General features: G+C 32.3%; 14 protein-coding genes and 1 other RNA gene. 6 read left to right on the plus strand and 9 right to left on the minus strand.

Annotated features, from left to right (window positions below; translation table 11 throughout):
* Positions 1-107: 107 nt before the first annotated feature.
* The gene (locus ACMOUI_RS03005; protein ID WP_418964267.1) at positions 108-1,448 is read left to right on the plus strand and encodes an alanine/glycine:cation symporter family protein; all 1,341 of its coding nucleotides are present in this window, start codon (positions 108-110) and stop codon (positions 1,446-1,448) included.
* A 56-nt stretch (positions 1,449-1,504) separates the two neighbouring features.
* Here the strand turns inward: ACMOUI_RS03005 and rny are convergent, their stop codons facing one another.
* The 6 genes from rny to obgE form a co-directional block, all read right to left on the minus strand.
* Entirely contained in the window at positions 1,505-3,070 is a 1,566-nt protein-coding gene (gene rny / locus ACMOUI_RS03010; protein WP_418964268.1) for a ribonuclease Y, read from the minus strand.
* Between the two features lie 21 nt (positions 3,071-3,091).
* Positions 3,092-3,439 carry an STAS domain-containing protein gene (locus ACMOUI_RS03015; protein ID WP_418964269.1) on the minus strand — a complete coding sequence of 116 codons (348 nt, stop codon included), beginning with the start codon at positions 3,437-3,439 and terminating at the stop codon, positions 3,092-3,094.
* Positions 3,440-3,832, minus strand: coding sequence for an ATP-binding protein (locus ACMOUI_RS03020; RefSeq protein ID WP_023050292.1), 393 nt, complete (start codon positions 3,830-3,832; stop codon positions 3,440-3,442).
* 4 nt (positions 3,833-3,836) lie between these two features.
* Positions 3,837-4,223 (minus strand): hypothetical protein, encoded by a 387-nt coding sequence (locus tag ACMOUI_RS03025; RefSeq protein WP_418964270.1) that lies wholly within the window; start codon positions 4,221-4,223, stop codon positions 3,837-3,839.
* A 107-nt stretch (positions 4,224-4,330) separates the two neighbouring features.
* Positions 4,331-5,227, minus strand: coding sequence for a tRNA (adenosine(37)-N6)-dimethylallyltransferase MiaA (miaA, locus tag ACMOUI_RS03030; RefSeq protein WP_418964271.1), 897 nt, complete (start codon positions 5,225-5,227; stop codon positions 4,331-4,333).
* 69 nt (positions 5,228-5,296) lie between these two features.
* On the minus strand, positions 5,297-6,583 hold the full coding sequence (gene obgE / locus ACMOUI_RS03035) for a GTPase ObgE (protein WP_418964272.1): 1,287 nt from the start codon (positions 6,581-6,583) through the stop codon (positions 5,297-5,299).
* Between the two features lie 186 nt (positions 6,584-6,769).
* On the opposite strand from obgE, the gene ACMOUI_RS03040 reads away from it, so the two are divergent.
* The 5 genes from ACMOUI_RS03040 to ssrA all read left to right on the plus strand — a co-directional run bounded on the left by ACMOUI_RS03040 (position 6,770) and on the right by ssrA (position 10,668).
* Positions 6,770-7,783 carry a chorismate synthase gene (locus ACMOUI_RS03040; RefSeq protein ID WP_418964273.1) on the plus strand — a complete coding sequence of 338 codons (1,014 nt, stop codon included), beginning with the start codon at positions 6,770-6,772 and terminating at the stop codon, positions 7,781-7,783.
* A gap of 1 nt (position 7,784) precedes the next feature.
* The gene (locus ACMOUI_RS03045; RefSeq protein WP_418964274.1) at positions 7,785-8,276 is read left to right on the plus strand and encodes a deoxycytidylate deaminase; all 492 of its coding nucleotides are present in this window, start codon (positions 7,785-7,787) and stop codon (positions 8,274-8,276) included.
* Between the two features lie 11 nt (positions 8,277-8,287).
* Positions 8,288-8,917 carry a PAQR family membrane homeostasis protein TrhA gene (trhA, locus tag ACMOUI_RS03050; protein ID WP_418964275.1) on the plus strand — a complete coding sequence of 210 codons (630 nt, stop codon included), beginning with the start codon at positions 8,288-8,290 and terminating at the stop codon, positions 8,915-8,917.
* Positions 8,918-8,937: 20 nt separating this feature from the next.
* Positions 8,938-10,275 carry an MATE family efflux transporter gene (locus ACMOUI_RS03055; RefSeq protein WP_418964276.1) on the plus strand — a complete coding sequence of 446 codons (1,338 nt, stop codon included), beginning with the start codon at positions 8,938-8,940 and terminating at the stop codon, positions 10,273-10,275.
* A gap of 44 nt (positions 10,276-10,319) precedes the next feature.
* Positions 10,320-10,668: a transfer-messenger RNA gene (gene ssrA, locus ACMOUI_RS03060) on the plus strand.
* Between the two features lie 143 nt (positions 10,669-10,811).
* Here the strand turns inward: ssrA and ACMOUI_RS03065 are convergent.
* The 3 genes from ACMOUI_RS03065 to ACMOUI_RS03075 form a co-directional block, all read right to left on the minus strand.
* Positions 10,812-11,636 (minus strand): aldo/keto reductase, encoded by an 825-nt coding sequence (locus tag ACMOUI_RS03065; protein WP_418964277.1) that lies wholly within the window; start codon positions 11,634-11,636, stop codon positions 10,812-10,814.
* A 23-nt stretch (positions 11,637-11,659) separates the two neighbouring features.
* The gene (locus tag ACMOUI_RS03070) at positions 11,660-12,826 is read right to left on the minus strand and encodes a class I SAM-dependent rRNA methyltransferase (protein ID WP_418964278.1); all 1,167 of its coding nucleotides are present in this window, start codon (positions 12,824-12,826) and stop codon (positions 11,660-11,662) included.
* A 74-nt stretch (positions 12,827-12,900) separates the two neighbouring features.
* Positions 12,901-14,295 carry a potassium/proton antiporter gene (locus ACMOUI_RS03075; RefSeq protein ID WP_418964279.1) on the minus strand — a complete coding sequence of 465 codons (1,395 nt, stop codon included), beginning with the start codon at positions 14,293-14,295 and terminating at the stop codon, positions 12,901-12,903.
* Positions 14,296-14,390: the final 95 nt, after the last annotated feature.

Below are 14,390 nucleotides of genomic sequence, written 5' to 3' on the forward strand. Positions count from 1 at the left end.
TGATAGTAGTAAGTGGATTTGTTACATAGAACTGTTAATTTACAGCCTGTGGATATAATCCACAGGCTTTTTTGTTTTTTATTTTAAATTTACAGGAGGTATTTATTATGTTTATTTTAGAAAGTATTGTCAACTCATTAAACGCTATTCTTTGGGGAAAAAATATCCTAATTGTTCTACTTATTTCTTCAGGAATATTTTTCACTATAAAAACAAATTTTGTTCAACTTCGTTTTTTAAAACATATGGTTCATCTTTTAAGTGATAGGTCAAATAACGATTCGGAAAACCTTTCACCCTTTCAAGCATTTTGTATAAGTACAGCCACTAGAGTTGGAGCTGGAAACTTAGCTGGAGTTGTCAGTGCTATCTCTATTGGTGGTGCTGGTTCTATATTTTGGATGTGGGTTGTCGCTTTCTTAGGTGCAGCTACAGCATTTGTTGAAACAACATTGGCAATGATTTTTAGAGAGAAAGATAAAACTGGGCACTTTTACGGAGGACCATGTTTTTTCCTAAAGAATGGTCTTGGAAAAAAATGGTGGGGAGTAGCCTTTGTTATAACTGGAATTATCTGCTGGGCTGGGGTTTTACAAGTAGTTTCTAACTCTGTAACTGAATCTTTCAATGTTGCTTTTAATATCAATCCAGTAATTATCTCAATACTTTTAACTCTTTTAGCCGCTATAGTTATATTTGGAAAAACAGATAAAACAGCTAAAGTTTTAGATAAAATAGTACCTATTATGGCTGTTTTATACCTTCTTATTGTGTTCTTTATCCTGCTTAAAAACTTTACGCTTCTACCACAGGTTTTTTCACAAATCTTCTCTGAAGCTTTTGGAATTAGACAGGGTGTTGGAGGAACTATTGGAGCTATAATTATGCAAGGAGTTAAAAGAGGTCTATTTTCCAATGAAGCTGGAACAGGAAGTGCTCCTTGTGCAGCTGCTAGCGCTAACGTTTCACATCCAGTTCAGCAAGGATTAATTCAAAGCCTAGGTGTTTTTGTAGATACTTTTGTTATTTGTACCGCTACGGCTTTTGTTATGCTATTGACTAAAAACTCTGTTATAGAGGGACTAAATGGAATGGAACTTCTACAAAAATCATTTAACTACCATCTAGGTTCAACATTTGGTGAGATTTTTGTGGCTATTATACTGTTTTTATTTTGTTTCTCAACTCTTCTAGGAATCTGTTTCTATGGAAAGGTTAATGTAAAATTTCTAACTGACAGAGAGATTGGTCAAACTCTATTTAAGATTTTTGCTCTATCTATGATTTTTATCGGTGGAATTCAACAGAATATATTTATGTGGAATTTAGCAGATCTTGGTTTAGCTCTTATGACTATTATAAATATGTCTGGTGTTTTCCCTCTTTCTAAGTTTGCATTTGATTCATTGAAAGATTACCAAAATAGATTTAAAACTATTGAAGCTTAACTTAAATAGTCCAACAAAAAAAGGAGAAAAACATTGCTTTTCTCCTTTTTATTCTTTTATTTTGCGTACTCTACAGCTCTAGTCTCTCTTAATATTGTAACTTTAATTTGACCTGGATACTGCATAGTTTCCTCTATTCTCTTAGCTATATCTCTAGCCATTTTTGTAGCGGCATCATCTGATACAACCTCAGGATTTATTATGATTCTTATCTCTCTACCAGCTTGAATTGCATAAGAAGACTCCACTCCATCAAATGAAGTTGCAATCTCTTCCAACCCTTCAAGTCTTTTTAAGTATGTTGATAATGTTTCTCTTCTAGCTCCTGGTCTTGATGCTGATATAGCATCTGAAGCCTGAACTAGTATCGCTTCTACACTTTCAAACTCAACCTCATTATGGTGAGCCATAACTGCATTTATAACTGCTGGTTTCTCCCCAAATTTCTTTAGGAACTCTCCTCCAATTATTGCATGAGAAGCCTCTATATCATGATCTAAAACTTTTCCAATATCATGTAAAAGTCCAGCTCTTTTTGCCAACTTAGTGTCTGCTCCTAATTCAGCTGCTAAATTTGCAGCTAACTTAGCTACTTCTATTGAGTGTGTCAATACATTCTGTCCATAACTTGTTCTATACTTTAATTTACCTAAAGTTTTTATTATTTCCATATGCATTCCTGGAATTCCTAGCTCTAATAGGGCCTGTTCTCCAGCTTCAACAATATCTTTATCAATCTCTTTTCTAGATTTATTTACAACTTCCTCTATCTTTCCTGGATGAATTCTTCCATCATTTATAAGTTTTTCAATAGCCCTTCTAGCAACTTCTCTTTTTACACCATCAAAACTTGATAAAACTACAGCTTCAGGAGTATCATCTATAATTATATCCACTCCAGTTAAAGCTTCAATCGTTCTAATATTTCTACCCTCTCTACCTATAATTCTACCTTTCATCTCATCATTTGGTAAGTTTACAACTGATACTGTAGCATCAGCCACAAACTCAGATGAAGCCTTTCCTATTGCTGTAGATAAAATTCTCTTAGATAGTCTATCTTTTTCATCCTCTAACTTATTTTCATACTCTCTTATAGCTAAAGCCGTTTCATGAACCAAATCATCTTTTAACTTTGAAATCAACATATCTTTAGCTTCATTTTTTGTCATCTCAGAGATTCTTTCTAAAGTCTCCTCTTGAACTTTTTTCAAATCCTCTATTTCAGATTTTTTATTCTCTAAAGTTTGATTGATCTCCTCTAATTCAACTGCTCTACTTTCAACCTTCTCAATCTTTGACTCTAAATTTTCCTCTTTTTTAGCTAATCTTCCCTCTTTTTGTAAAAGTTCATTCTTAGCTATCTTTATCTCTTTTTCAGCTTCCTCTTTCATCTGGTAAACTGTTTCTTTCGCCTTCAATTCCATCTCTTTACTTTTAGCTAAAGACTCTTTTTCAGCTCTCTCTAAAATCTCTTTAGCTTTTATTTTGGCTTTTAACTTTTCATCTTCTAAGTTATTAAGCTCCTCTATCTTCTTATCTATAGTAGATTTTTTATACATAATACTAAATATTATCGCAAACCCAACTATAGCTAATCCAACTCCTAATATTAAGTTCATAGTCTCTCCTTTTTGTAAATATTATCTAAAACTAGCTATTGCTTCCTCTTCTGTTGCGTAAATATCAAATAGTTCATCCAATCCTATCATTTCAAATATTGTTTTTATGTGGTCATTTAATCCAACTAACTTTATATCTCCACCTAAATCTCTCACAACTCTTAATTTCCCTCTTAAAATTCCCATTGCTAAACTGTTGATATGAACTAAATCTGCAAAATCTATAACAAACTTATTAACATCAAGCTCTATTTGCTTAGCTATTCTTTCCTTTAATTTTGGAGCTACCAATGCATCTAACTCTCCGCATACCTTTATTACTCTTATATCATCCACTGTTTTTTCAATTATTTCAAAATTTGTAGTCATTTAAATTTCCTCCTTAACTCTCTTTTCAACTTTTATTTTTGTTCCATTGATCTTCTTTTCAACTTTAAAATTATCTGCCATAGCCTTCGCTAAGAAAAGTCCCATTCCGCCTTCATCTTTACTAATTTTAGACTCATCAAACCCAACACCATTATCTTCCACAACTAAATGGATAATATCGTTATTCTTCTGAAGCTCTATAATTATATCACCAGATTTATATTCATAACCATGTTCTATAACATTCGTCGCCAATTCGTCAACAATAGATAAAATTTTCATTATATCTTTTTGCTCTACTTTTTGATGCTCTAAATATGTTTTAGTCATAGCCCTAATGATAGAAAGATTTTTTAAAGAGGATGGAACATACAGTTTTATTTCATTCTGCATTCTTTCACCTTCTCTCTGTAAATTTGGTTATTTTCCAATCACCATTTAAATATTTATACTCTACATTAAAATAAAAAATCTCTTCACCAAACCTCATTCCTATGGTATTTTTTCCTAAATTTTTAGAAATTTCTGGTTTTGTAAAGTAGAACTTTACTTTAGACAAGTCATATTCTGAAAGTCTATTTATTGCAAATCTCTCACTAATTGAGACATCTAAGCTTTCCTTTAGCCTTGCCACATTGTTCACTTGTAAATCTTTTTGAATAAGCTCTAATTTAGAGAGTAACTTTTCCTCTACATTTGGTAAATTTTCATTGTATACTGTATCTAAATTTGAACAAGAAGCAGTCAAAATAATTAAAAATACAACATAAATCTTCTTTATCATCCAACACTTCCTTTTAAAGCTTTTCTGTACAATGATACCATACGAATACTTTTTTATCAAGACTATTATTTTTTATGTTTTTATAGAATCCTAGACTAATTAAGGCTTTACAAGGTATTAAACCTCTCTAAAATATCTGAAAATATTTCATCCTCACTCGTTTTATCTAAATCATACCAAATATATTCATGATCATTTTTAAACCACGTGAACTGTCTTTTTGCATAATTCCTAGAATTTTTCTTTATTAGTTCAATAGCTTCTTCTAAAGTTAGCTCTGAATTTAAGTACGAAATTAACTCTGAATACCCAATGATATTTATTTTCTTTAGAACATCTCCATATTTTTCATAAAGATACCTAACCTCTTCTAAAAGACCATTTTTCATCATTATATCCACACGCATATTTATTCTCTCATATAGATATGCTCTGTCCCTCTCCAACGCTATCTTTAAAAATTTAAAGTTATTCCCCTTTATATTTTTTTTAGATAGTACAGAAAACTTTTCTCCTGTTTGATAAAAAACCTCAATAGCTCTCTCTACTCTTCTTTTGTTGTTAGGATGTATACTCTTAGCACTCTCTTCATCTATCTCTTCAAGTAATTTAAAAAGCTCATCTCCATCCTTACTCATCAAAGACTCTCTTATAATAGGATCACTTTCTGGTAAAGCTGATAACCCTCTTACTACAGAATCTATATATAATCCTGTTCCTCCCACTAACAATATACTCTTTTCCCCGTTTTCATTGAGTATATCATCAACTTTTCTCTGATAATCTCCAACACTATATTTTTTTATAGGTTCAACTACATCTATCATATGGTGCATTACACCCTGCATCTCATCTTTTGATATTTTAGCCGTACCTATATTCATCTCATTATATACTTGAGCTGAATCTGCTGAGATAATATCAGCATTTAAAGCCTTTGCAAGTTTTATAGATAACTCTGTTTTTCCTACTCCAGTAGGTCCTGCTATAACTATCCCTTTCAATCTTTTCACCTCTTAATATTTTAATAAAAAAGCTGAACCATATGGCTCAGCTTAATAAATAACTCTTCATTACTCAACAAAGTCAAATTCCGTATCAGCGATTCTTACTGTATCTCCATCTTCAACACCTGCATCTTTTAACGCTTCCTCTAATCCTAGAGTTCTAAGCATGTGTAAGAATGTTACTACCGATTCATCGTCATGAGTTATGATATATTTAGCTAGTACACCATCAACAATCGATCCATCAACAACAAATACACCATCTTCATCTTGTGTTACAATAAATGGTTCTTTTCTAGTTCTATTAGCTTTCAATACATCAATGATATCAGCCTCTTCCTCCAACTCTTCTCTCTCTGTTTCCTGTAAAACATGCCAAGTTCTATTTAAAACCTCTTTTAATCCATCACCTAGAATAACAGATACTGGAAATACTTCATTCCCCTGCGATTCTACATAGTTTTTAAACTCCTCATATTTGTCCATATCCCAGATTAAGTCCATTTTATTTGCTAAAACAATCTGCTTCTTTGTTGCTAGTTTTTCACTAAATTTTGTTAACTCATTATTTATTCTCTTATAATCTTCAATTGGGTCTCTACCCTCAATTCCAGCCACATCTACAATATGATATATCATTTTACATCTTTCAATATGCTTTAAGAATTTATCTCCTAATCCTACTCCCTCATGAGCTCCTTCAATTAGTCCAGGTATATCTGCAACAACAAAAGATCTTCCCTCTCCAAGTCTTACAACTCCTAATTTAGGTTCTAAAGTTGTAAAGTGATAGTTTCCTACTTTAGATTTAGCCGCTGATATTTTATTTATCAAACTTGATTTTCCAACAGAAGGGTATCCAACTAACGCAACATCAGCTAAAAGTTTCAATTCTAATTTAACTTTCAACTCCACTCCTTCTTTTCCTTTTCCAGCCATAGTAGGTGTTCTTCTAACTGAGTTTTTGAAGTTTGTATTTCCTAAACCACCTCTACCTCCTCTTAAAAGAACTCTCTCCTCTCCATGGATACTCATATCTAGCAACAGTTTTCCTGTTTCAATATCTCTTACCTGAGTCCCAATTGGAACTTTTATCACTAAATTTTCTCCAAACTTTCCAAACATATTTTTCTTTCCACCATTTTCACCATTTTCTGCTTGGAATAACTTTTTGTATTTAAAGTCTATCAGTGTATTTATATTGGAGTCAGCTACGAAAACTACGTCTCCTCCTCTACCTCCATCTCCACCATCTGGACCTCCAAATTGTATACATTTTTCTCTTCTAAAAGTAGCAGCACCATCTCCACCATTTCCAGCTTTTACTGTTATTATTACCTCATCTATAAACACTGTTTATCTCCTCCAAATATATTTCATATCTATAATATTAATTCTAATTCATTTAATTGCGTTAATTGTTATATTCTACACCTTTTTCTAATATTTTGCAATTAATTTTAGTATGTTTTTATTTAATATTTCCAGTGTTTTATGATAAAATTAACTTATACATAATATTTTATTTTGGAGGATTTTATGAATAGTTTTGGTTCTCTTTTTAGAGTTCATATTTATGGGGAATCTCATGGCTCTGGTATTGGAGTACTTATTGACGGTGTCCCTTCAGGCATAAAGCTTGAAACTAATGATTTTATTCCAGATCTTTCCAAAAGAAAATCTGGGAAGATTGGTACAACTCCTAGAAAAGAGGATGATATTCCTCAAATTATCTCTGGAGTTTTTAACAATCTCACAACTGGAGCTCCAGTAAATATTTTTTTTGAAAACAAAAATACTGATTCCAAAGTTTATGCGGACTTTAAAAGTCATCCTAGACCTGGACACGCTGATTTTGCAGCAACTTGTAAATACTCTGGATTTAATGATATCAGAGGTGGAGGACCTTTCTCAGGAAGATTGACCTTAGCCTTAGTTGCAGCAGGAGTTATTGCAAAAAAAATATTAAAAGATGCTATCTTTTTCAGTGAGATAGAGACAATTGGTCTTCTATCTAAAGATTTTTTTAATGAAAAATTAGAAAGTTATTTAACTGAGATTAAAGAGGAGGGTGACTCTTTAGGAGGAACTATATCTTTAAATATAAAAAATATCCCAATTGGTTTAGGTGAACCCTTTTTTCACTCGGTTGAATCTGTTATTTCATCTATGGTTTTTTCCATTCCAGGTGTTAAAGGCATAGAGTTTGGAGCTGGCTTTAAAGGAACTGAGCTCCTTGGAAGTGAATTTAATGACTGTTTTATAGATAATAAAGGAAAAACAGCGTCTAATAATAATGGGGGTATAAATGGGGGTATCACAAATGGAAATGATATATCTCTAAAAGTTGCAATAAAACCAACCTCCAGTATCTTTAAGATACAGGATACATTTAATTTTAAAGATGGTTCTATCCAACCTTTAAAAATAAATGGTAGACACGATGTGGCATTTATTCTTAGAGTGCCCATAGTTTTAGAAAATGCAGTGGCTATCGCTCTTACAGACCTATATCTACAAAACAGAAAATATAATATTAGTTGGGAGGATTAATATGGCAAAAAGAGCTAATTACATTGATTGGGATGAATATTTTATGGGAGTTGCTATTCTATCAGCGAAACGTAGTAAAGACCCTGGAACACAGGTAGGAGCATGTATTGTTACCCCTGATAAAAGAATCGTTGGTGTCGGTTATAATGGACTTCCTGCTGGTTGTTCTGATGATGAGTTCCCTTGGGATAGAGAGGGGGATTTTTTAAACAGTAAGTACGCATATGTTTGTCATGCTGAGTTAAACGCTATTTTAAATAGTACTAAAAGTCTGAAAGGATGTACTATTTATGTGGATCTTTTTCCATGTAATGAGTGTGCTAAAAGCATTATCCAAAGTGGAATAAGTGAAATAGTTTATCTCTCTGATAAATATAATAATACAGATTCAAATATAGCATCTAAAAAACTTTTAAATGCTGCTAATATAAAATTAAGACAGTTAGACCCTAAATTTGATGAACTTATTTTAAACTTTAGAAAAAACGGATAGGAGGTTTCCTCATGAATAATACATTGACAAGATTAGAGGAGTGGATTAACTCTATGACTCACTACTTCGGTGCTGTTCTTGCACTTATAGGAACAGGGGCTCTTTTAGTTCACTCTTTGAAAACAGATAATATTGGTTACGTTGTTGGATGTATGGTCTTTTGTTTCTCATTGGTTTTACTTTATACAATGTCTGGAACATACCATATTCTATATGTTGGTAAAATTAAAAAACTTTTTAAAATATTGGATCATTCAGCTATCTATATTCTGATATCAGGTTCATATACACCCTATCTTCTTGGAGTTTTTGATGGAACCACAAAATGGGTACTTTTCTTTGTTCAATGGGGTATGACTCTATTTGGTATTATTTTCAAAGTATTTTTCGTTGGAAGATTTAATTTTGTTTCAACTTTAATCTATCTTTTTATGGGATGGATGGTTGTATTTGTTTTTAAAGACTTACAAATACTTGCTTCACCTCTATCTTTAAAGTTACTGATTTGGGGAGGAGTTAGTTACTCCGTGGGTACAATTTTTTATCTGATGAAAAATAAAAAATTTGCTCATGGTATTTGGCATCTTTTCGTTTTAGCTGGAAGTGTCTTTAATTATTTTTCAGTTTATTTTTTAATATAATATTTTATAGGGGGAGTATTTTGCAAGACTTAAGTTTAAAGTTTGAAAAACAGAGTACCCTAGCCACTATTTTAAAGTTTAGTATCCCATCGTCATTTGGGGCTATAATAGGTATGCTCTGTGTTTTAACTGACAGATATTTTATCGGTCAAGTTGCTGGAAGAGAGGGTATGGCAGCCATTGCCCTCGTTTTCCCTTACGCTATGATTATCAATAGTTTCAATTTTGCTTTTTCAGGAATTGCTATTATAATTGGAGTGAAATTGGGTTCTAAAGACAAAGATGGTGCTGAAAAGATTTTATGTACTGGGTTTTTATGGATTTTTATTGTAGGGATTCTTTTAACATTATTTTTATTTCTTTTTAATACCCCAATCTTAAAAATTTTAGGAGCTAGTTCATCCAATATATCTCATGCCATTGAGTACACTAATTTTCTGATTCCCATTGCAACCTTTCAAATAATTTTAGGTCAAAGTACTTTAATTAGAGGAATTGGTGATTCTGTTACAGCTATGGGTGTCAATATTTTTACAGGACTTTTCAATGTTATATTGGACTATATCTTTATTATTAAGTTTGATATGGGAATTAGTGGAGCGGCTTTAGCTACTTTAATAGCCACAGCTTTAAGTGCTTTCTATATACTTTTCTACTTTTTTAAATCAGATGTTATCTCTTTTTCAAAACAACACTTTTCTCTCAATGTAAAAATTCTAAAAGAGATATTTAGAATAGGAAGTCCTAGATTTTATAATCAGCTTTTACAATCCTCAGTTATAACTGTTACAAATATACAAGCTGGTGTCTATGGAGGGGACATTGCCACTGCCGCAATTGGAATTATCTCTATTTGTAGAAGTGTTATGAATACAAGTTTACAAGGTTTTAACCAGGGTACTGCCGCAATTATCTCCTATACCTTTGGTTCTAAAAATTATAGTAGAGTTAAAGAGGTTTTAAAAATACAGCTATACACAGTTATTAGCGTTTCAACTATTCTAGTTTTACTCATGCTTTTTAATACAGAAAAAATCGTTTCATTTTTTATAAAAAATGATCCACCTTTAGTTGAATTTACAGTTTCTGCCATGAGATTAAATCTTTTTCTAATGCCATTTACAGCTATGTTTCTAGCATGTAATAACTTTTTTCAGTCCATAAAGGACAGCGTCATAGCAACTAGATTTTTTATATTAAGAATTATTATTTTAAATATACCTTTAGTTTATATTTTGGGATATTTTTTCCAAGAGATTGGAGTTTGGTTAGCATTTCCAATATCTGATGCATCGGTAGCTATTATTATGTTTTTTCTAACTGTAAAAAAAATCAGAAAGATATCATCAGGCAATTGAGTTTAGTAAAAAATTATGTTATAATAAGCTATAATTGAATAATTGGGGATGCAAAGGTTTCGACAGGGTTGTGAGGTTATAGGTAGCAGGCCAGGTTGATCGCTGTGAGAGATCAACTCATCGTTTAGATGGAAACAGAAATTACGCTTTAGCTGCATAATGTCAGCTCACCTCTGAACATTCTTTTCTGTAGGAGCGTTCAATCAAGGTGTCACTTAAAATACAGATTACCCTAAGCGATTTCTCTAAGCTCTAGGGGACATTTTAGAGGATAGCTTTAGTTAGCCCTGTTTGCGGGAGTAACTATTGCGAATTCAAATAGCAGACTAAGCTTGTAGAAGCTTATGGCGCTTGCAATTTTGGACACGGGTTCGATTCCCGTCATCTCCACCAATGAATCCACCAACTAATGATTTACTGTAGTAAATTTAAAAGTTGTTGTAATAGTAAGACCGTATTGAAATCTCAATACGGTCTTTTTATTTTCTATTCACATTTTTTGAAACTCTATATCTTTTAATTTAGCCGCTTAATATTTAAAATGTTATCTCATCGGGGTCAGGTCCTATCCTCTCCTCTTTATTTAAGGAGTTTATATAGTTCATATCCTCCTCATCCAAAATAAAATCCAGTTCAAAATTCTCTTTTATTCTGGATGGTGTAACCGATTTTGGTAAAGGTAATAGTCCATTTTGTAAATGCCATTTTAAAACTACTTGAGCTACTGTCCTACCATTTTTTTCAGCCACTTTTTTTAACCCCTCATGATCTAGAGCTCCTTGCATCAATGGACTCCAAGCCTCTACAACAATACCATGAGTATCGCAAAACTCTCTTAACTCTCTTTGTTGTAAATATGGGTGTAACTCAATTTGATTTACTGCAGGCACTATTTCAAAGTTATCTATAATATATTTTAAATGGTGCTCTTTCATATTACAAACACCTATAGCTTTAACTTTTCCCTCTTTATATAGCGTTTCTAGTGCTTTCCAAGTATCCCAAGTTCTATTTAACTCCTTAGGTTGTGGCCAATGAATCAGATACATATCAATATAATCAAGTCCCAATTTTTTTAATGATTCATCATAAGCTTTTAAAGTTGTTTCATATCCCTGTTCTATATTCCAAACTTTAGTTACAATAAATAGCTCCTCTCTTGGAACACAACTATTTTTTAAAAACTCAGCTATTCCCTCTCCTACAGCATCTTCATTGCCATAGATAGCCGCTGTATCAATATGTCTGTAACCTGTTTCCAAGGCCACTCTTACCGCATTTTTACACTGTTCTTTATCAGTTGCTTTCCAAGTTCCAAATCCAACCTTAGGAATTTTAAGACCATTATTTAATACATACATATTTCCCACTCCCCTTTTTATTTTTAAATTATTCTTACTAAGAAACCTTTTAAATACTCTGTCTCAGGAACTGCCACTGAAATTGGATGACATGGACTTTGATGTAATTGATTTACTATTACCGCTTTCACTCCAGCATCTTTCACAGCATAGGCTAAAGCCATTCTTAGGTCAGCACTTGTAACTGCTCCACTGCAACTATAGATAGAAAGTAATCCACCTTTTTTAGTTAACTTAATACCATTTAATATTATATCCTTATAAGCTTTTAATGCTTTATCTAAATCTCTTCTGTTAGGAGCTAATTTTGGAGGGTCTAAATTTACTATATCCCACTGACGCCCCTCTTTTACTAACTCTCTTAAAACATTAAATATATTCCCTTTTATAAACTCAACATTTTTAAAATCACTTAGATTTTTTTTAGCCACATTTAAAACATCTTCACTTACATCTATAAGTGCTGTGGAATTTGCTCCATTTACCATAGCATGAAGTGAGAACCCACCTGTATAACTACATACATCTAAGAAATCCTTCTCTTTAGATAAAGAACCCATCAGTATTCTATTGTCTCTTTGGTCTGAATAAAAACCTGTCTTTTGTCCCTTTAAATCTATTGTAAATTTAGCCTTTCCCTCATAGATTTCAATCTCATCTGGAACTTCACCAAAAATAACTCCAGAAACTTCAGGAAGACCCTCTAATTTTCTCCCATCTCCTTCACTCTTCTCATATATTCCCTTTATACCCGGTATCTCCTTTTTCAGAGCTTCCACTAGAATTTTTTTATCTTTTTCCATTCCAAGAGTTGAAGCTTGAATCACTAAGTAATCTCCAAAACGATCCACTATAACCCCTGGTAAAGAGTCTGATTCACTGTGAATCAGTCTATATCCATTGCTATCTATATTCAGTATATCTCTCAATGTATAAGCCTCTTTCACTTTCTCACAATACCAGTTTAAATCTATTTTTTTCTCCATATCCTTTTCAAGCATACGAACCATTATTTTAGAGCTTTTATTATAGTGTCCATATCCTATAAACTCCTTTTTCCAATTGTATACCTCTACAACTGATCCAGCTTCTGGATTTCCCTCTATCTTTTCAACCGCACCTGAATACATCCATGGGTGTCCACTTTGCCACATTCTCTCTCTATCTTTTTTTATAAAAATTTTACCCAATTTTTCACATCCTTTTAATTTATAAAAATCAACATACTATGTTATATTCTATAACTATATCTAAAAAAATACAATTAGTTTTGTGAAAATAAAAGAGTATCTCCCATTAAAAGTATGACATCTCCCTTTGGAGTTATATAGCTATCATCTCTTTTTATGGATACTATTAGCATCCCATTTGGAAGCTCCAACTCTTTAATCTTTCTATTGATATACTCTGAATGTTCATCTAGTACCATCTTTTTTAAGGCTAGCTCCTCCAGCTCTTCCACCTCAATAAATCTATCTTCATCCTCACCATCTTCAAATAGATTTAACTTTTTACCTACGTATTTCAATGTCATACCTTGAAGCAATACAGAGAATACAACTATATAAAAGGTTAGATTAAACATCCCTTGAGCATTTGGCAATCCCTCTGTTATAGCCATAGTTGCAAAAATTATTGGAACAGCCCCCTTCAATCCTGCCCAAGAGATAAAAAATCTCTCTCTATTGGTAAATTTAAATGGCCACAATAAACTATATACAACAACCATTCTGATACCTATTATCATAATTACAGATAGCAAACTTCCAATAAAAATATATCCAAGTAGTTGACTTGGAAAAACAAGAAGTCCCAATATAACAAACATCCCTATTTGCATAAACCATGTTATCAGTCTCATATTTCTAATGGAATTTAATTTATAGTTAAACTTTTTATTTCCAACCATAATACCAGCTATATATATCGCTAAAAATCCATTTCCATCTAAAACTGTGGCTAAACCAAAGCATATAAAAAGTATTGCAATTAGATGAATAGTTAAAAACTCCTCCCTAACTATTTTTATATAGTTAGCTAATGGTAGTGTTACCACTCCAAAGATATACCCTATTATAGCTCCTAAGGTTATCTGTTTTAAAAGGAAAATTATTCCACTGACAATGGAGGTATCTCCTCCCTCCTTGAAAAAAGAGAGTAAAAAAAGAATCAATGCATATGCCATGGGATCATTACTTCCTGACTCTATCTCCACAACTGATTTTATATCTTTTTTTAATTTGGAATCTCCCAATATCGACATGACAGCTGCTGCATCAGTAGATGAAACCATGGCACTGAATAACAATGCCTCTTTCAGAGTAAAATCTGTTAAGTAATAAACTGCTACCCCAGATAAACCAGCGGTTAAAAGCACTCCCAAGGTCGCTAAAATTCCACTGGGATAAATAGAGTTTTTTACATCCCCTTTTTTCGTATCCAATCCACCGGAAAATATTATAAACATAAGGGCTATTGTTCCTATATTTTGAGCTACCAAAGCATTGTCAAAATATATTCTTCCTACCCCTTCTGATCCTGCGAGCATACCAACCAATAAAAACATTATTAATAGAGGAATCTCTAGTTTCTTTGATATTCGTATTGAAAATAAACTTATTAGTATGATTACACCAGCAACTAGTATTTCAACTCCCATATATTCACCTACCTCGAAATACCATATTTTATTATGTGTTCTAATAATTTAAAAGTTGTTATTGCTAACAATATTAAATAAGACCCTACAAACAT

The organism is Cetobacterium sp. (assembly GCF_048470075.1).
In the GTDB taxonomy this organism is placed as follows: Bacteria; Fusobacteriota; Fusobacteriia; order Fusobacteriales; family Fusobacteriaceae; genus Cetobacterium_A.